The 19522-nt window shown below is 44.2% G+C and carries 15 protein-coding genes and 1 other annotated feature; of the genes, 1 reads left to right on the plus strand and 14 read right to left on the minus strand.

Features of this window, described 5'->3' with window-relative positions:
* Positions 1–15: 15 nt before the first annotated feature.
* The 7 genes from hrcA to DESME_RS12685 form a co-directional block, all read right to left on the minus strand.
* On the minus strand, positions 16–1053 hold the full coding sequence (gene hrcA, locus DESME_RS12655) for a heat-inducible transcriptional repressor HrcA (RefSeq protein WP_006715877.1): 1038 nt from the start codon (positions 1051–1053) through the stop codon (positions 16–18).
* A 170-nt stretch (positions 1054–1223) separates the two neighbouring features.
* A complete protein-coding gene (gene hemW / locus DESME_RS12660) occupies positions 1224–2351 on the minus strand; it encodes a radical SAM family heme chaperone HemW (protein ID WP_006715876.1) in 1128 nt (375 codons plus the stop codon).
* Positions 2352–3054: 703 nt separating this feature from the next.
* Positions 3055–4860 (minus strand): translation elongation factor 4, encoded by a 1806-nt coding sequence (lepA, locus tag DESME_RS12665; protein WP_006715875.1) that lies wholly within the window; start codon positions 4858–4860, stop codon positions 3055–3057.
* Between the two features lie 113 nt (positions 4861–4973).
* Entirely contained in the window at positions 4974–6056 is a 1083-nt protein-coding gene (locus tag DESME_RS12670) for a phosphodiester glycosidase family protein (protein ID WP_006715874.1), read from the minus strand.
* A 148-nt stretch (positions 6057–6204) separates the two neighbouring features.
* Entirely contained in the window at positions 6205–7767 is a 1563-nt protein-coding gene (gene murJ / locus DESME_RS12675; protein WP_006715873.1) for a murein biosynthesis integral membrane protein MurJ, read from the minus strand.
* A 110-nt stretch (positions 7768–7877) separates the two neighbouring features.
* Positions 7878–8969, minus strand: a complete 1092-nt coding sequence (gene spoIIP / locus DESME_RS12680; protein ID WP_006715872.1) for a stage II sporulation protein P — start codon at positions 8967–8969, stop codon at positions 7878–7880.
* Between the two features lie 66 nt (positions 8970–9035).
* Complete coding sequence (locus tag DESME_RS12685; RefSeq protein WP_006715871.1) at positions 9036–9368, minus strand: phage holin family protein; 333 nt, start codon at positions 9366–9368, stop codon at positions 9036–9038.
* Positions 9369–9633: 265 nt separating this feature from the next.
* Between DESME_RS12685 and rpsT the strand changes: the two genes are divergently transcribed.
* On the plus strand, positions 9634–9906 hold the full coding sequence (gene rpsT, locus DESME_RS12690; RefSeq protein WP_006715870.1) for a 30S ribosomal protein S20: 273 nt from the start codon (positions 9634–9636) through the stop codon (positions 9904–9906).
* A 186-nt stretch (positions 9907–10092) separates the two neighbouring features.
* Here the strand turns inward: rpsT and holA are convergent, their stop codons facing one another.
* The 7 genes from holA to yqeK form a co-directional block, all read right to left on the minus strand.
* Entirely contained in the window at positions 10093–11091 is a 999-nt protein-coding gene (gene holA / locus DESME_RS12695) for a DNA polymerase III subunit delta (protein WP_006715869.1), read from the minus strand.
* Between the two features lie 238 nt (positions 11092–11329).
* Positions 11330–13816, minus strand: a complete 2487-nt coding sequence (locus DESME_RS12700; protein WP_006715868.1) for a DNA internalization-related competence protein ComEC/Rec2 — start codon at positions 13814–13816, stop codon at positions 11330–11332.
* On the minus strand, positions 13813–14439 hold the full coding sequence (locus DESME_RS12705; RefSeq protein ID WP_006715867.1) for a ComEA family DNA-binding protein: 627 nt from the start codon (positions 14437–14439) through the stop codon (positions 13813–13815). Before DESME_RS12705 ends, DESME_RS12700 begins: the two co-directional genes overlap by 4 nt.
* 214 nt (positions 14440–14653) lie before the next feature.
* Entirely contained in the window at positions 14654–15490 is an 837-nt protein-coding gene (panB, locus tag DESME_RS12710; protein WP_006715866.1) for a 3-methyl-2-oxobutanoate hydroxymethyltransferase, read from the minus strand.
* 237 nt (positions 15491–15727) lie between these two features.
* A complete protein-coding gene (gene leuS / locus DESME_RS12715) occupies positions 15728–18214 on the minus strand; it encodes a leucine--tRNA ligase (protein ID WP_006715865.1) in 2487 nt (828 codons plus the stop codon).
* A 64-nt stretch (positions 18215–18278) separates the two neighbouring features.
* Positions 18279–18476 (minus strand) — a binding site (T-box leader).
* A gap of 80 nt (positions 18477–18556) precedes the next feature.
* Positions 18557–18904, minus strand: a complete 348-nt coding sequence (rsfS, locus tag DESME_RS12720) for a ribosome silencing factor (protein ID WP_006715864.1) — start codon at positions 18902–18904, stop codon at positions 18557–18559.
* 1 nt (position 18905) lies between these two features.
* Positions 18906–19466 carry a bis(5'-nucleosyl)-tetraphosphatase (symmetrical) YqeK gene (yqeK, locus tag DESME_RS12725; RefSeq protein ID WP_006715863.1) on the minus strand — a complete coding sequence of 187 codons (561 nt, stop codon included), beginning with the start codon at positions 19464–19466 and terminating at the stop codon, positions 18906–18908.
* Positions 19467–19522: the final 56 nt, after the last annotated feature.

Genomic DNA, 19522 nt, shown 5'->3' on the forward strand with positions numbered 1-19522 from the left:
CTAATCGCCCCTTCCTTATAGTCTTCGTCGCTTCGCCAAAAGTTCAGTCAACGTTTTCGTCATAAAATCTACCATAGCCATCGCCTTAGCGTAGTCCATGCGTGTTGGTCCAATTACTCCAATCGAGCCGACAGGTTTTCCATCGATTTGATACGTTGCTGAGATAACACTGCAATCCTGCAGTTCCTTAACGCTATTTTCTCCGCCAATCGTTACACTTAGTCCATCAGCGACTGGAATAAGTAGTTTTCTCACCTGTTCATCCTCTTCAAAAACATGAAGCAGACTTCTTACTTTATCTACATCCCGAAATTCGGGCTGATTAAGCATGTTCAAAGTTCCACCGAGATAGACCTTATTTTTATCATCCGCAGGTTCATTGAATACAGTCGTGAGCAGATCTAAAGCATGATCGATAAGCGATCGTTGACGTGTGAGTTCACTATAAATCTCATGAAGCAATCCACGGCGGACATCAATCATTGAATGGCCTTTCATCTTATCATTAAAGACGTTAGCAATTCTTTGAAGTTCTTCCGCTGTTACATTTTCTCCAATTTCAACGATCTGATTCTCAACCACACCGTTCTCTTTAACAACGACCATGATGGCTTGCCCCGGTTGGTACGGAAGAAAATGCATTTGGTTAAAAGAGCTTTTCCCTCGTTGAGGACTAATGACGATGCTCGTCAAACTGGTGAGCTGGGAGAGAAGTTTACTTGTATTGGAAATAACTTCTTGAATCTCAGCAATTCGTTTCGTCGTTTCTAGCTCAATCACATTTTTATCTTCTGAGCTGAGCTTAGGACGATCCATCAGACAATTGACATAATAGCGATATCCTGCATCCATGGGAATCCGGCCTGAAGAAGTGTGAGGTTGCTCGAGAAGTCCCATTTCCTCCATATCGGCCATTTCATTACGGATGGTCGCTGATGAGATACCCAAATCGAACTTTTTAGCAATCGTACGCGAACCCACCGGCTCAGCCGTGGTTATATAATCTTGGACAATCGCGCGCAAGATTCTATTTTTTCGTTCATCCATTTGCATATACTCAACCGCCTTCCCACCGTGTTGTTAGCACTCATCCTCAATGAGTGCTAACGGATTATGACATAAACTTACCACTCTTAACTTTTGTTGTCAAGAGGATTTCTAGATAAAAGTCAAAGAAGGTCAAATATTTTTTAAGGACTAATTTTCAAGTCAAATAGCGAATTTTAAACGAATTCTTGCAGAACACCATTGGCAACAAACCAAAAATCGGGGTTCAGTTTCAACGTCTTTTCATCTAAAATTAAAACCTTAGTCGTAAGATAGCGTTCCAAAACCGATCGATAAATATCCCGAATATCCAGCCCAAATTCTTGTTTAAAGGACGCGAGGTTCACTCCTTGTGAAAGACGAAGCCCAAGGATCATCCGTTCGGCCATCCGCTCCTGTTCAGAGAGATCTTCCACATCAGTAGGTTCAAGCGGCAACCCATTTTGTTCTAGATTCATTAGATATCGGTCTATATCTTCAAGATTCTTGGAACGAACGTTTTGAACACAACCGACAGCGCCTGGTCCAAGACCTAGATAATCTTCTCCCTGCCAATAGCCTAAATTGTGCTGACACTCAAACCCAGGTCGCGCAAAATTCGAGGTTTCATAATGAAGATAGCCTGATTCTCGCAGATATTCTCTCGTCCAATCATACATTTCCGCCTGATCATCATCATCGGGAAGAAGCGTCAAAAGCTTTGAACTCTGAGCCAGCGGCGTATCTTCTTCAACCATCAGTCCATAAATAGATAAGTGTTCCGGTCCAAGTTGAACAGCCTTCTTTAAGGTATCCTGCCAAGCCCCAAGAGTTTGACCTGGCAGTCCAAACATTAAGTCGAGGTTGAGATTTCTAAACCCAGCTTCTCGAATCAGATGCACTCCCTCTCGAACGTCCTGAACCGTATGTATCCTACCGATCTGCCTTAAAAGAGAATCATCAAATGACTGCACCCCTAGAGAAATCCGATTTATTCCCGCGCGTCTGAGAATTTGTAACTTCTCTCGAGTCAACGTTCCCGGATTTCCTTCGATCGTTTGCTCCACTGCTTCAGGAATATCAAATCCCTGTTTTAAAAGGGCAAAGAGCGCTTCTAACTCCTCTTCCGCAAGAGCTGTTGGAGTTCCGCCCCCAACAAAAAGAGAGGATACCCCTTCAGAGGCATCCTTTTTCCGCAGGTCGATTTCTTTCTTTAACCCCTTCAAGTAATCCTGAACCTTTGAATTTTTCAGCGGTACGGAATAAAAAGCACAATAAGCGCATTTCCGTACGCAAAAGGGAACGTGAACATAGAGTGATGGCATCAATTTCAGTCCTCTCTTAATTAAGGGACGATTTCATACACGGGGACGGTTCTTATGTCTGTCTTAAAAGAGTTGAGAAGGTCTCTGGGGTGTGGATTTTGTTTACACCGTTCACTCCAGGCGCTTCGCAGACCGAAGCTAAGGCACTGTCTCCTTCTCTGGGTCGCGGGACGCCGCCAAAATCGTCTCCTGACTCTGTTGGCGGTTGCTCACGTCCTGTTCGCAACCCTTTGCTTTCAAGCAGGAGCCACTGCCTAAGCTTCGATAACTGCTTGCTTAAGTCGTTCTCTCCCGTAAATCAAAATCCACGTCCAGGTCTTTCTCGCTTCTTTGTGCATGCATCCGCGGCCTTGGGTGCAGAATGCGCCCGCCGCCTCCCGAGTCATGCAAGCCGTACATGCAATAGACCCAAGAAGCTGCCCGGAGAGTTGCGAGTACAGATGCGGAGGCCTTTAGCGAGTAGCTAGCAAACTCGGCGAAAACTGACTTGCATTAGCGGGGCGGGCACATGGACGTGCCACGCCGACAACAGAGCCAGGGATGGCGATTTTGTCGGGCACCCCGCCTGCTTTCATCTACCAGTCTGAGCCGCAAGTTTGCTTTGCGAGCGCCCGGCCGGAGCAGCTGTAATCGCAATTCGCCCCAGGCTCTTGCTCAATAAAGATCTCCAGCGCCCCACCGAAACAGGGTATCAATCCCCTGATTAATCGTCAATCTGTAGAACCGCCATAAACGCATCCTGCGGAATCTCTACGCTTCCAACCTGCTTCATGCGTTTCTTTCCTTCTTTTTGCTTTTCGAGGAGTTTGCGTTTCCGAGAAATATCGCCACCGTAACACTTCGCAAGGACATCCTTCCGCATCGCACGCACGGTTTCCCGAGCAACAACCTTCGAGCCAATTACAGCTTGAATCGGTATCTCAAACATTTGCCGCGGGATAATTCCTCTTAATTTTTCCACCAATTTACGTCCTCGGCTATCCGCTTTATCTCTGTGGACGATAAAGGAAAGGGCATCGACTAAATCTCCATTTAAGAGAACATCAAGTTTCACCAATCTCGCCGCTTTATATCCGGACAACTCATAATCTAACGAAGCATACCCTTTCGTCCGCGACTTCAGTTGGTCAAAGTAATCATAAACAATTTCGCTTAAAGGAAGCTCATAGATGAGACTGACTCGGTTAACAGACAAATAATCCATATTCAGATAGGTGCCACGTTTCTCCTGATTAAGCTCCATGATCGCTCCTACATAGTCGGAAGGGACCATTATCGTCGCCTTAACGACAGGTTCTTCAATGCTAGCGATTTCATCTATCGGAGGGAGATTCGTCGGATTATCCACCTTAACGACTTCTCCATTGGTCTTATTCACGTGGTACACCACACTAGGGGCCGTCGTAATCAGATTAAGATCATACTCCCGTTCCAGCCGTTCTTGGATGACTTCCATATGCAAAAGTCCAAGAAAGCCGCAACGATAGCCAAACCCAAGCGCCACTGAAGTTTCTGCTTCAAACACGAGACTCGCATCATTAAGATGAAGTTTTTCCAAAGCATCCTTCAGTCGTTCGTAATCACTTGATTCGACGGGATACAACCCGCAGAACACCATTGGAGTTGCACTGCGATAACCAGGGAGTGGGAAAAGTGCAGGATGATCTGCATCTGTAATTGTATCCCCAACGCGCGTATCTTGGACATTTTTAATGCTTGCTGAAATAAAACCTACCTGACCCGCCTTTAGTTCATCAACAAGACGCATCGCTGGTGAATACGTTCCAACTTCTGTAACTTCGAATACACGATTGTTAGACATCATCTTCATTCGAGTTCCTTTAGCCACACGGCCTTCCATAATACGGACGTGCGAAATAGCTCCCTTATAAGCATCAAAATTCGAATCGAAAATCAACGCCTTGAGAGGAGCGCTATCTTCTCCTTGTGGGGGTGGAACCCGTTTAACAACGGCTTCCAAAACATCTTCGATACCCATGCCCGATTTGGCTGAAGCGAGGATCGCCTCGCTGGCATCCAGCCCAATTACATCTTCAATTTCTTGTTTAACCCGTTCTGGATCGGCACTGGGTAAATCGATTTTATTGATAACCGGAATAATCTCCAAGTTATTTTCCAGAGCTAAATAAACGTTGGCTAAAGTCTGCGCTTCAATACCTTGAGCAGCATCTACAACTAAAAGTGCTCCTTCACAGGCAGCTAAACTCCGCGAAACTTCATAGGTAAAGTCCACATGTCCTGGGGTATCAATAAGGTTCAGCTCATAAACCTGACCATCTTTTGCTTTATAATTTAAACGAACCGTTTGGAGTTTAATCGTAATCCCACGCTCTCGCTCCAAATCCATCGAGTCTAAAACCTGGTCCTCCATCTCCCGTTTAGAAAGTGCCCCTGTATATTCAATCAGGCGGTCCGCTAACGTCGATTTGCCATGATCAATATGCGCAATAATTGAGAAGTTCCGTATTCGTTGTGACGCTTGTGCCACAGATTTCCCCTCATTTCTAGCCATTCTCGTTTTAATATAATATCTAAAGAATTATTATACCAGAATGTGGGGGAAATCAGCAAGAAAACGAAAAAATGAACGAGCAAGCCATCTCAGGGAGAATCGTTAATCTTGACCTCTGATCGAAGCAATCGGCTTTCTGCCCCGAGATTTCGTTCTGGCAACACAATAAAAGCTGAAGGAACCTCACGGGGACCATAGGTGCTACTGGGTTTGTTCTTCACCTTTCCCTCAAGGACAAGTGTGGAAGAAGACCCTCCATCAAGATTAGCCGCGTTCTCTGCACCATGTTCAAGCATTATTGTTTGAACGTCTTTTAATGTGGCTCCCATACTTCCCCACTGCCTTCCATCTATGACTAACAAAAGTACCGTCCCGTCTTTCGTCTGTCCGATTGCGGTTCGTGGGGCCACTCCCCAGCCCCCATCTCCTTGTCGGATCATGGGTTCGCCGTTCACGATCAGAAACGGGCCAAAACTTACGGCATCTCGGATACCCAGTTGCTCGATTTGTTCTAAAGAATATTGACCCAAGACCATAACATCGTTTTGATCAAAGCCAATCAAGTTATATGATACGAGCGGATCCTTATGCAAAATCTTACCATCCGTGATAAGAATTCCAGTCGGATTCCCGCCCCGTCCCTCTCCTCCCGGATCAGAAAATCCGCCTGCATTAATAGCCGCTACTGCGTGATTTTGATTTGCAAAGTCTTCCACCTTGAATCCCTTATTTCCGAGCTGGTCCGTGGCGACAAGCTGAATTCGTTGCGGATTAGCCACTTTTAAAAGATATCCCCGATATCGGTTCTCATTGATTTCAATGAACTCCAATGGGGGGTTCTGTTGAATCAGCAGTTGTTCTACCTTTATCGCTTTTTCATCCGTATTTTCCATCGGCTCAAGTACTTTATGTTTATCCATAATCTGTTGAATTTCTTCATCATTAACAAACCAATGTGCTAAATATTGATGAGTATAAGTTGTCATCGCTGTCGTGACATAAAGCTCCTTCAAGGCCGTAAGCGGCCCGTGAAAGATAAGAATATATCCCGTTATTACCGCAATAAAAATGAAATATGAAATAAACATTAAAGACTTAAAAACTAACGTTTTCCAACTCCGTGGTTTCTTCTTTACCCTTACCTCTGCCGAATGCTCGAACTCAACACCCACATTGGTCTCCTCCGTATAGCTAATTGGAATAAATTGTAAATCACTTTTTATTTCTCTATACGTTAGGTGTTTCCCTTTAAAACTGAAGCAAAAAATAAATAAGGTTGCCTTTTAAGGCAACCCTAAATGAATAACACCATAGTTTGACTTAGCGATGTAACTTTTTCTGTACCATCCCTAAGGTCTGATTAAATTCTTCCATCCGCATCAACTTTGCTGCTCCAGCAAAACTGAGAGCACCTAGAGCCGTTCCTGTAATCAGGATAATGATTGACCCTACAGTGCTTGAACCGAGAAAAGAAGTCAGCCCTTTAGCCCAAAGCGAAACAACAACACCCATTAACAAGGACGCGCCTAAAGTTTGCAGAGATGTTCGAAGAATTCGCCGACCGTCGATTTGTTTCAGACGTTTGCGCAAAACATAGAAGAGCATAACCATGTTAACAACTGCCGCTAAAGATGTAGCAAAGGCTAACCCTCCGGCTTGCAGTGGTTTTACAAGAAGCAGCATAAAAATAATATTGGCAATCATTGAAATTATCCCCAGGGTGACTGGGGTCCACGTGTCCTGCAAAGCATAAAACATGCGAGGAAGAATTTGAATAATGGATTGTGCCGAAATTCCAACGGCAAAAAAGAAGAGTGGAATAGCCGTAGCCGCAGTGTCCTCTGCTGTAAAAGCCCCGTGCTGAAAGAGCACACGGATTAAGGGAAAACGGAGAACAATCATCCCCATTGAAATCGGCACCGTAATAAAAATGACCATTCGTACAGCGCTGGAAGAAGTATGGATAAAATCTTTCCAATGCTTGAGTGTCGCATGTTCATTAAGTGTGGGAAAAACGGCCACGGCAATAGCTAATGCAAAAATCCCAACAGGGAGCTGAAACAACCGATAAGAATACCAAACTGAGGTGATACTTCCTGCAACAAGATGTGAGCCAAGATTCGAATTGACGGCGACCTGAAACTGGTTCAAGGCATAACTCAAAATAATAGGAACCGCTAACATCCCAATCCGCTTCACGCCTGGGTGATGCCAGTCGATGACGGGGTAATAATGAAGGCCTACCCGGCGCAAAGCTGGAATTTGAACAAGAAAGTTCATCAGTGCACCCACCACGACACCGACCGCAAAACCGGAGATCGTCTGCGGATGATCCGGGCGAGCTAGTATAATTCCGAAGAGAATAACACTGGCATTATAGAGCACAGTTCCTAAGGCCGAGGGCCAAAATATTTTATACGAATTGAGGATCCCCATCGTTATCCCGCTTAAAGCTAAAAGCAAAGGCTGGATCAAAATAATTCGGGTCAGATTAGTGGTTAATGACTTATTTTCCGGTGTAAATCCAGGGACTTGTAATTGAATAAACTGAGGCGTGAAAATAAGAGCGATGATGACCAAGATACCCAGCCCGATAAAAATGATATTGACGATGGAGCTTACAACACGCCAACCTTCCTCCTCGTTTCCTTTATGGATATACTCGGAAAACACAGGAATAAAGGCAGAGCTTAAAACTCCGCCAACAAGTAGCCAATAAATTAAATCAGGAAGAATAAATGCAGTATTATAGGCATCTGTCGCACTCGTTTTGCCAAAATAACCCGCCATGATCGATTCCCGAAAGAACCCCAAAATTCTCGAAGCCAATTGAGCCAACATCAACAGCCCAGCTGCTTTCGCTACGGTTTTTGTCCCTGACATACCTTCTGTTCCCTTCAATCATCATTCAGAAAAGCACCCTATTTAACTTTAGAATTATAACATCTTTCTAAGCGAGGGGAAAGAATCAGGTTTAATAATGAAAAGTATAATTAATGAGCTTTTATCCAATCCGTAAGAACATCGGCCAGAGCCTCTGCTGCTCCATCTGCCTCTTCAAGCGTATTTAACTGACTTCCAATTTCAAATAGGAGTGCTCCATCAGCGAGATGTTCATTATAACGTGCATCAGAAGCATAGCGAATTTGTGTGTCGAATAAGCCCGGGTATTTATCCTCTGCCAAAGAAATCAGCTCTTCGGAAATCTCCAAATTCTTTTTCCAATGGGGGTTTTTCTGACCAATAACAATCATAATCTTCCCCACTTCTTTACCCTTGATCGTCGTTGTTGCTTTACTCACATTGGGCGGGAGTCCATCACGATGTAAATCAATCAATAACTTCAGAGATGGATTATCTTGCAAAAGCTGAGTTGCTGTAACGACAGACTTACTATACGCATGGTTAAAGTCTACAGCATCATGAATTTCTAAAGAATGCAGCGTTGGTATGCCCTTTTTGTCGAGAGCATTTTTTAATGTTGCACCAACGGTTACGACATCGCCATTTTCCCCTTCCTGTCGTTCAGGACCGCCGTCCCCTGTATAACTCTCGGCATTATGGGTGTGATAGATTCCGACGAGAGCCTCTGCCTTACCCAAGTTGGGTTGAGGAGTCGGTGTCTGATTCTGCGGAGCTGGATTATTCGCTTGATCCTGAGGAATCGGTTCAAGACTCGGGCCTGAATTAAAGCCCTCGAATTCTGGGTCATTCGGATTATAGGCCCAGCCAATCCATGCAGGGCCTCCAGGGGGTGGCGTAAAATAACTCAAAAAGAAGGTTCGTGCATCAGACATATTAACTCCTGTCAACAGAAACGTCCCTAATGATACCCCTTGATTCCGGACCTGTTCTAAACGGGGACGTTCAGAAGCCGAGTATCCAGGGATCCCTTCCATCACTACAGCTTCAAACGGAAATTCCTGCTGAACTAATAATCGAACAAGTTGACGAGAACTCCCCTGTTCCAGTGCGTAAGCAAATAACCCTAAGAAGAGAAGCGCAAGTAAGGCAAAAACTATTCCACGAGCCCAACGAGAGGTGGGCCAAAAACTCCATTTCGAGTAGGTCTTTAGGTGCAACAAAAAACTTGTCCCCCTTTCCTTTTTATTAAAGGAATATGAAGGACAAGTCTTCGTTAGAACTTACAATTAACGCAATTCTGTGGGGACAAAGCTGTCTATAATCCCAATAACCAAAGAAGCGATCAAAGCACCAATTATCGAGACCCGAATGGATCCGGGAACGATAAATTGGGTCAGATAAATAACGACCGCAGATGTAATGAAGCCTATCGTCCCCCTGTGAAAACGAGTGATCTTGTCTTTGCCAAAAGCGAGTTCAACGACATAGCCCAAAACAGCAATAACAACAGCGGCGATCAGTGCACCTGTAAATCCGGCTACTTTAAGACCGGGAACAAGGTAACTCACCATGAGCAAGACAATCGCAGAAACAATAAACCGAACAATCATACCTAACATTAAAAACCCTCCAATCTTAATTGACCTTAAGTCTTTTTGACTTAGACTTCAGAATATAGTTTAAACAATTTTTGTCTATTTTATCCGGTATGATTTTTTATAGAATTTAGGATCTCTAAATCGCAGATTTTTGCTCGAAGTTGGCTTGAGTTTTAAATGATTTTTCGAGATCATAAGATTATTGCTTGAATTTTTCTAGGTTGAATGGTAGAATGTAGGTTGTGAAAACTGTTGGAAAGTTTGAATCCAAAGGGGGTGACCACCAGTGCCAAATATTAAGTCCGCTATCAAAAGAGTTGAATTGACCAAAGCTCGCGCGCTTAAAAATGCTGCAGCTAAATCTACTTTACGGACAACACTTCGTCGTTTTGAAGAATCCTTAAGCACAGACGCCGATACCGCTAAAGTTGCTTTGAGCAAGGCAACCCGCGCTTTGGATAAAGCTTCTTCCAAAGGGTTAGTGCATAAAAACATGGCTGCCCGCAAAAAGTCTCGTTTAACAAGACGTTTTGCGAAACAATTTGCCCAAGTCGGCTAAGTCATTGTTTTGCGTTTTAATTTAAAATTAAACGACATAAAAAAGAGTAGCGAATTCGCTGCTCTTTTTTTATTTTTCCCTAACCCAATTCACACCTTTATCTATACCAATTATATACATATCTTTAACTTCTTCTGCCTGTACAATGAAGTTATTATGTTTTTTATATGCGTAGGACAAACCCACTCACAGTGAACAGAATTTTGTCACCATTAACTCCAATAAAAATTTAGCTTCCCCTTGGCCTGTCTTGATCCCGACCTCTGTAGATAAGCATTCCCCGAGAGCGGTCTCCAACTGATTCCAACTGAGTTTTTCCGACTGCCGCCATACTTTTTGTGCCTCGAAAGGCTTCATTCCCAATAATCGAGGCGCATCATTTACATTTCCACCCTTTTGGCGTAAGGCTTGAGTGCCTAAGAGCATTCGAACTTGTCGAACTAAGAGTGTGAGAACTTTAAGCGCATGCTCTTGACGTAGAACCTGATAAAGCTTTTGCAAAGCAACTGCACTTGAACGTGCTGCTACAGCATCTAAGAGTTCAAAAACCGTAGCTTCAGACGCTTGTGGAACAATTTCGTTAATATCTTCTGCTCGAATCGTTTCCCGTTCCCCAACATATAACACAAGTTTATCGAGTTCTTGACTCAGCACGCCCGATTGATGCCCTGCCCATTCTAAAAAAAGGGTTTTAACATCCGGCCGCATCTTTTTCCCTCGGGCACTCAGCTCAAAATCAAGCCAAGCTTGCCAGTCTTGAGGTCGTTTCGGCGCTGTGAATTCTACAATCACACCCGCTTGCTCAATCGCTTTATAAAACTTACGCCCTTTATGTACACTTTCAGCCAAAAACAAAAGACAGGTGCCTGGATTCGGGTTCTTGAGATACTCAAAAAAAGGATCTAAGGCATTCCCTTGTCCCTCTTGAAAATACGGAATATCCTCAACAATCACTAACCGTCCTTGAAAAAAGGAAACAGTATTCGCGCGTTCAACAATCTCAGCAGGGGTCACATTTTTAGCGGATATAACTTCAATGCCGCTTCCAGATGAATCCATTTCCAGATAAGATTTCTTCAGCAGTTGCACAGCCTCCTGAAGAAGATAATGTTCTTCCCCATACCACAGGTAGACCAAAGGAAGGCCTGTCTGAATTGCTTTCTTAATTTGTTCAATCTCTCGCATTCGTTACCCTCCCCTATTCTCTTATTCTAAACAAGAATCTTCGAGAAAGCTACCCATAAATGACCCAAAAGCGTAGCTTCCCGCACAGATGTGATTTCGCAGAGAGGTACATAATAAAAGAACCCCTCCAACATGTGAAGGGGCAAAAGAAAGAGGAGGAGAAAAGAGATGTTCCCTACTATTCTTACCGGCATTCGGTTTTTTATACCATAAAAGGTAAAAACTTTTTATGCTTCAATTATGGGATTACCTCAATCCCCTTCTCATCAAGTCTTACTCTAATTGTCCCCGCTTCATCGGTTCGATAAAGCGGGATCTGCCGTTCTTCCCAGTACTGAATTACCCCAGAGTTTGGATGTCCAAATGAATTCTTGCCAACGGAGATAATAACTCCTTGGGGATCCACCCGATCAAGCCAACCTGTAACTAAGGAAAACCGACTTCCATGATGAGGCACTTTAAAAAGATTGGCTGAGAAATCTACCCCCATCTTCGAAATCTCTTCCATTTCCTCTGCTTCCATATCCGCTGTGAGGAGCACATTTTGTCCCATTCGAGTTTCCAAGCGAAGGACGATGGAATTACTATTATCATCTGAATGAGTCCCCGTTAAGATTTCGCCAGGAGCTAAAACGTTGAGCTGAACATCAGAGTCGAGAACTAATCGATCTCCAGCTGTCAATGTCCTGACATCTTCTTGAGCTAATTGGGTTACAAGTTCTGGGTCAATTCCATTTGTCTCTCCCCATCCATTCCCGGAAGAATTCTTATCATTTTGTTCGTCTATGCTCAGCCAATCCCGTCCATCCTCGGGTATACCCACCCAATCCACAGGCAGCGTCTCCAAAAGCGCATCCGCTCCCCCAACATGATCCGCATGGGGATGGGTAAGGATAAGAGCATCCAAGTGGTTGATCCCCTTTTGCAGAAGATAGGGTAAAACAATCCGTTCCCCAGCATCAAAACGTTCACTCTTCGGTCCCGTGTCCACTAAGATTTTCGCTCCTGTTGACGTTTCAATCAGAATACTGTCCCCTTGCCCTACGTCTATAAACGTAATTTCGAGCCCGCGCGGAGTATTCCAAGGACTCCAAAGTATAAGTATAGCTAAAAAAACGAAAAACACACGTTCCCCGTTAAATCTTACTCTCTTTTTGATTCCTGCCTTTTTCTTAAATTCTAATTTTTTAAACGCTCGTCCTAATTGATCAGGAAAAACAGGTTCGATCCATCGTCTCAAGATAGAGACCCATACCTGGAGTGTAAAGCGCACCCTTTCCTTCCCAACCCAAAACACGAGAATTCCACCATACCAACAGACCCAGAAAAGAACACCCGGATTGATAACCCAAACATCCGCTAAAGGGATTCGAGCCAATTGGAAAAGGAGCTCACGCGTAACCATGAGTAGCCATAAGCTCACTTGAAAAATCGGTACGGCTAATTGCGGCAAAAAAGAAAAAATGACACCGAGTATTCCTAATTCGAAAATACTCCCCAGGATAAAAAGAACGCCGAGATTCGCTACCACTCCAATCAAGGATAAGCGATGAAACGTTGAAATTAAAAGGGGTAAGGTCGCAATTTGAGCTACACAGGTTGTGACCAACGCAATTTTTAAAGCCTTGGGCCAGTTCTTCATTCCCTGAATCAGGAGGAGCCTCGGACTTAAGACGATTATTCCCCAAGTCGCCATAAATGATAACTGAAACCCCATATCCTTTAGAATCAAGGGTTGCCCAATAAAGAGGATAAAAGCAGCAAGCATTAGCCCTCGCAAAGAATTGCTTCGTCCTGATCCTAATCTCCCGAGTAAAACAAAAATACCCATCACGGTCGCTCTAAGAATAGGAGGATTTCCTCCACACAGAACAGCATAAAAGATTAAGACAGTGATGGTGATACCTGCCCGAAACGGGGCCGGCAGAAACTTTAGGACTCCCCAACAGAGAAGCAAAAGGAAGGCGACATTCGATCCTGAAGCCGAGAATACGTGATAAACTCCTGTAATCCGATATTGTTCCAGATCTTGCTCAGGGATCTTGCTCGTATCCCCAAAAAGAATTCCTTCAAGAACTCCTGCTTGGGAAGAGGGAATTCTCTCAAGCAATTTATGGACACGGGAGCGAACGACCCAGCTGAACGGTGCTTTTCCTGACGAAGTAATTTCGACGTCGCCTTGGGCAGTAATTCCTCCGGAAAGCCCACGTACAGCGTTGTAGAGAGGTAAATCAAATTGTCCAGTGGTTCCAGGCGGTTTGGGATGTTCCAATTTCCCCGTAAAATGGAGGACATCACCTGGCTGAACTCTTTGCCATCCCTCCGGCAATTCTCCTTTAGCGTTGGGATAAACCTTAAGACGGTACTTTTTCTCCTCAAGATCCGTTTGGTCTAAAATTTTAAAAATTCCCGTAGCCTCATTCTCATTCACGTTCCAGTCCGTTAATTCACCTGTAATTTGAACCCGATTGAGAACTAAAGGGCGCTCTAAAGTCATACTCCCTGTGTAACCATAGAGAAGGCCGATTATCATTCCCGTGGCAAGGATCCAAATTTCCGGACGAAAAGAAAGACCCCAAAAATCCCGAGGTCTCCACAATCCGATCTGTATAACGAACATCAGAAAAAAGCCTAGAACAACAAAGCGAGCGGAATCTAGAGTATAGACACCGATAAGCCCCCCGAGTAGCAGAGAGACGATTCGTCTTGTCCAAAGATCCCTCATGGCCCGACAGTCAGCATGGAGGCCATTTTTTCATAGGTCTTCGCGCCTATTCCTGAGACCTCCTGTAAATCTTCTGGCTTGCTAAAAGCGCCATGATCATTTCGATATTGAATGATTCGTTCCGCTAATGCAGGTCCAATCCCAGGGAGCTTATCTAGCTCGGAGACTCCTGCTGTATTGATATTGATTTGTCCTGAGTTTGAATTCACTGGACTCGCCGAATTTGGTAGAGGTACCGTTGATGAAGCACTTCCGTTACCCCCAAGAGCAGCATTCACACTAGGATTCGTGGAATTTTGTTCTCCGGGAACCTGCGCAACGGATTTATAGGGGACTGTAATTTTCTGGCCATCTTTGAGCTTCTCTGCTGGATTCATTTGATCAATATTAGCCTCGGGCAAGGGAGTGACTTGTTTTAAGGCATCGTTAAGCCGGGCATCAATCGGCAGGTGAACAAGTCCTGGCTCTTTAACTGCACCAGCAACATAGACCACGATTTCACGATTTGAACTTGTCTTTTCGATCGAAACAGCAGCATTGTGCGGCAAGAAAAACTTCCAAATCGCCGCGACGAAAAGGATTCCTAAAACTCCCCACCAGATATAACGTATTTTTCGTTCCAAGCCTTAGTCCCCCCATATTTAGACATAACGCTCCTACAATACACTAATCTTCTCTCTTATTTCTTCAAGTTCCTCTCTCGAAATCAGGAAAATTCTGTCGATTCTTACTGCTAGGCTAGTATTTACAAGAAAAGACCTCAGTTTAAATCCAAAATAAAAAAGGGCTGATTCCCCATACTTGTTCATGGAAAATCAGCCCATTTTAACTTTTTGGTTATTCCCTACCCCCATAAAGAGTCTTTAATTCTTCCTCTTTCATCGTGAAACTATGCTGGTCATCCGGGAAAATTTCGTTTCTCACTTCAGCAGCATATGCCTTCAAAGCATTAATCATTGGCTCATTTACATTGGCATAGGGTTTAACAAATTTCGAAACACGTTCTACTCCGTAAGTAAGAATATCATGATAAACAAGCACTTGGCCGTCAGTTTGAACCCCTGCTCCAATACCTATCGTCGGAATCTCAACGGATGATGTAATTTCTTGGGCAAGCTGTTTAGGAATACATTCCAGTGTAATAGCATATGCTCCAGCTTCCTGACAGCATTTTGCATCCTCGACTATTTTCTTTGCAGCTTCAGCATCTTTTCCTTGAACTTTATATCCGCCAAGGACTGCCGCTGATTGCGGTGTCAGACCGAGATGAGACATAACAGGGATACCTGCCTTGACAAGGGCTTCGATATGGGGGAGCACTTCGTCAGCCCCTTCTATTTTTACAGCCTGAGCACCCGTTTCCTGAAGAATCCTTGCCCCATTGATTAAGGTATCTCGGATTGAAAGATGACAGCTCATAAAGGGCATATCAACGACAACAAAGGTGTTACCTGCCCCGCGTTTAACTGCCTTTGCGTGATGAATCATATCCTCCATCGTTACATAAATCGTTGAATCATAGCCTAAGACAACATTACCCAACGAATCACCGACAAGAATCATATCCACCTCAGCTTGCTCAGCTTGCTTGGCAGAAGGGTAATCATAGGCAGTGACCATGACGATCTTTTTTCCTTCATTTTTCATCTTCACGAAGTCTTTTGTTGATTTCATCTTTTTTCCTCCTTTTTTCAGGAGAGGTGACAAAACAAGGTTCTTATTAAAAAAAGTTCCTTCGCCAGAAGGAACTTTTTAAACATATCACCGTTTTATCCCTCTGTCCTGGTCCATAATGGATACAGGCAGTAAAATTCAATTATTGGATTCCATAAAGGTGCAGTTCCAATGATACTGCCCAAACTGAGTATACCAGATATTTTCTAACTCGACTACCATCGTTTCTGCCTAATCCTATTTCACAACGACGTTTACAAGTTTACCTGGTACCGTAATCACTTTAACGATGGTCTTGCCTTGAGTCCACTCTTGAAGCTTGGGCAAATTGCGGATGTGTTGCTCCAACTCTTGTGCTGAGATCTCCGCTGAAACCTGGATCCGATCCCGAAGTTTCCCGTTCACTTGCAGGACGACTGTGACTTCATCTTGAACCAAAGCAGCTTCATCCACTTGAGGCCAAGGTTGTTGATGAATACTTTCCTTGTGACCTAGTCCCGTCCAAAGCTCTTCGGTGATATGGGGAGCAAAAGGGGCCAACAAGATAAGAATACTTTCAAGGGCTTCGCGCTCCACTTCGCTCTTAGCCGTAGCCTGCTCTTTATAAAGATAAAGTGCGTTGACCAATTCCATAATCGAGCTCACTGCTGTATTGAAGTTAAAACGAATTCCGATATCTGCCGTAACCTTCTGGATGGTAAGATGAGTTTGTCGACGCATCTCTTTTGCCGCTGAATCCAATTCGGCAAAGACCTGATCGTGGTTACCCGTCAGTTGTTGAGCTGACTCTGCAAATTGTCCAACCAAACGCCAGACACGGTTTAAGAAGCGGTAGCACCCTTCAACCCCTTGGTCACTCCATTCAAGATCTCGTTCCGGCGGCGCTGCAAATAGAATAAACAGACGTGCAGTATCTGCCCCATATTTTCCGATAATCTCTTCCGGGCTGACGACATTTCCTTTTGACTTCGACATTTTTGAACCATCCAAACAAACCATGCCTTGCGTAAGCAGATTTTCAAAAGGCTCATCTACTTTTAGATACCCGAAATCACGCAGTGCTTTAGTAACGAAGCGAGAGTACAAAAGATGCAAGATGGCATGTTCAACCCCGCCGACATATTGATCAACATTCATCCATTGATCTACAGCCTCTTTCGAGAAAGGAAGCGTATTATTCCGAGGGTCGGTATAACGAAGATAGTACCAAGAAGAACACATAAACGTATCCATGGTATCTGTCTCCCGTTGAGCCTTACCGCCACATGTCGGGCAAGTTGTTTCCTTAAAACGCTCAGAGGTAGCGAGTGGATTTTCTCCTGCTTTAAACACGACATCATCAGGAAGCATCACAGGGAGCTGATCTTGAGGAACGGGCACAATCCCACAATGTTCGCAATAGACCATCGGGATAGGTGCACCCCAGTAACGTTGACGTGAAATCAGCCAATCCCGCAAGCGGAAGTTTACTTTGTGCTCGCCAAAACCGTCTCGCTCTGCTTTATCACGCATTTTTCCCAAAGCATCCCGGTTTGTAAGTCCATCATATTCTCCGGAGTTAACCATTACTCCATCATCATGATTAGCCTCTTTGACAGGTTCATCTTTGGCTTCAAGAGACATTCCTTCAGGTATAATTACGGTGCGAATGGGGAGCTGATATTTCGTTGCAAACTCAAAGTCCCGTTCATCATGCGCCGGAACACCCATGACAGCACCCGTCCCATATTCAAACAATACATAGTTAGCAATCCAAATGGGGACTTTCTTTCCGCTATAGGGATTGATGCAATAAGCACCGGTAAATAGCCCCTCTTTTTCCGTTTCATTCGAAGTCCGAGCAATTTCGTTTAAGCCTTTCATTTTATCAATGAAAGCATTAACCTCTTTTTCGTATTCTGTGCCCGCCACAAGTTCCTTAACAAGGGGGTGTTCTGGAGCAAGGACAACATAGCTTACCCCAAAAATCGTATCCACACGCGTCGTGTAAACACGGATCTTGTCAGTGCGGTTTTCAACTGTGAAGTCGACTTCCGTTCCTTCAGAACGTCCGATCCAGTTCCGTTGCATCGTTTTGACCTTCTCCGGCCAGCCGGGAAGTTTATCCAAGTCATCGAGCAGCACTTGCGCATAATCCGTAATTTTAAAGAACCATTGCTCCAGGTCCTTCTTCGTCACTGGCGTATCGCAACGCTCACAAGCCCCATCCACGACCTGCTCGTTGGCTAGAACGGTCGCACAAGAAGGGCACCAGTTAACAGCTGCTTTTTTCTTATAAACCAGACCCTGTTTATAGAACTCCAAGAACATCCACTGGGTAAATTTATAATAATCAGGATGGCACGTTGCAACCTCACGATCCCAATCGTAGGAAATCCCCATTTCTTGAAGTTGACGTTTCATATTCGCAATATTTTTCCAGGTCCACTCAGCAGGAGGGGTCTGATGCTTAATAGCCGCATTTTCTGCAGGCAATCCAAACGAATCCCAGCCAATCGGATGAAGCACATTAAAGCCTTGCATCCGTTTAAAACGAGCAATCACATCGACAATAGAATAATTGCGAACATGCCCCATGTGCAGATTGCCGGAGGGATATGGGAACATAGCTAAAGCATAGAATTTAGGCTTACCCGAGTGATCTTCTGCCTTATATGCTTTTTCTTCAACCCATTTTTTCTGCCATTTAGACTCGATCTCAGCAAATGAATACTTTTCTTGCATGAAAAAGTTTCCCCCTTAGAAAATGATATAAATACGATAATAAAAAATAATAAGCCCCCATCCCTAAAGGGACGAGAGCCTGCTCCCGTGGTACCACCCAATTTCAATACGCACTTCGTCGCTTTTAACGGCTCGCACCGGCGTCCATTGTGACCTGGACACTGCTCCAGGGTGAGTTCACCAAGTTCTCAGTGCAGCTCGCACCACCCGCTGCCTCTCTTCACCCGAGTTCTTAGTTACTATTCCCTTTCTACGCTTTAGGATTATTCACTCATAATTAAGAAAAAAATATTTTGTCTCTATAATAGTATAATTTCCCGCAAGGTGTCAATCTTAAACTCCCTACTTGACACTAAAGGAAACCTCTTTTGCGTCTCCCCATAAGCGCTCGAGATGATAAAATTCTCGTTGTTCCGGGGTCATGACATGAATAACAAGATCTCCCGCGTCAATTAAAACCCATTTTGCTTCAGGAAGGCCTTCGACATGCAAAACAGAAACACCGACCTTAGGAAGTTTCTCATCGAGATTGTCTGTTATGGCTTTGACCTGAGTCGTCGTGTTTCCTGTAACAATCAAGAAATAATCGGTAACCGTCGATATCCCTTGCAAGTTCAAAAGAATAGGATCATGTCCCTTCTTCTCTTCAACGATGCTTAATGCATCTTGTAATTGCTTATCTGTAAGCAAATTAAATCCTCCTTTTTAAATCCTCATAGGTTATTAGGGTAAGCGGATGTATGATTTGCTTTGTTTGCTTAAGGTAATTCAGGGTATGTTCCATACAAGCCAGTGTTCCCTTTTCTAAATCATCATACAAGGCTTCGCGTAATTTGTCCACTTCTGGAAAATCACGGTTAGGTTCAACCAGGTCTGCACTATAAATCAGCATTTCCAGTCTCGACATTCCCGGCACGCCTAACGTATGATGAGCTATGGCTGCACCTATTTCCGGGCTTAGCCCTTTTTCCTTTTCCAGCCAATAGGCTGCAAGCGGACCATGCAGAACATAAGGAGCGGTTTCGTCTTCTGGGTATTTTAAGAGTCCCCACTCTCGGGCAAGCTCAACTTGCCGTTCAAGCGGAACTTCTTTGGCCAAATCATGCAAATAAGCGGCAAGCAAGGTTTTTTCTAACTCTATAGCATTAAGCCCCGCAAGCTTTCGTGCCATTTCCACAACACCTAAAGTATGTTGAAAACGATTTTTCGACATCGATTTTTGAGCGAGCTCTCGCGCTTCCTTGACATTCACTTTTCCCAATATCCCCTTTGAATCCTCAAAATAAGAGTGAATTTATAATAGCGAGA

Source organism: Desulfitobacterium metallireducens DSM 15288, assembly GCF_000231405.2.
GTDB classification, from domain to species: domain Bacteria; phylum Bacillota; class Desulfitobacteriia; order Desulfitobacteriales; family Desulfitobacteriaceae; genus Desulfitobacterium_A; species Desulfitobacterium_A metallireducens.

Coding starts and splice junctions, on each gene's coding strand:
- DESME_RS12700 (WP_006715868.1), bottom strand. CDS start 13,816: ATGAGGGATCTTTGGACAAGACGAATCGTCTCTCTGCTACTCGGGGGG.
- panB (WP_006715866.1), bottom strand. CDS start 15,490: ATGAAATCAACAAAAGACTTCGTGAAGATGAAAAATGAAGGAAAAAAG.
- DESME_RS12685 (WP_006715871.1), bottom strand. CDS start 9,368: ATGTTAGGTATGATTGTTCGGTTTATTGTTTCTGCGATTGTCTTGCTC.
- leuS (WP_006715865.1), bottom strand. CDS start 18,214: ATGCAAGAAAAGTATTCATTTGCTGAGATCGAGTCTAAATGGCAGAAA.
- murJ (WP_006715873.1), bottom strand. CDS start 7,767: ATGTCAGGGACAAAAACCGTAGCGAAAGCAGCTGGGCTGTTGATGTTG.
- hrcA (WP_006715877.1), bottom strand. CDS start 1,053: ATGCAAATGGATGAACGAAAAAATAGAATCTTGCGCGCGATTGTCCAA.
- hemW (WP_006715876.1), bottom strand. CDS start 2,351: ATGCCATCACTCTATGTTCACGTTCCCTTTTGCGTACGGAAATGCGCT.
- holA (WP_006715869.1), bottom strand. CDS start 11,091: ATGCGAGAGATTGAACAAATTAAGAAAGCAATTCAGACAGGCCTTCCT.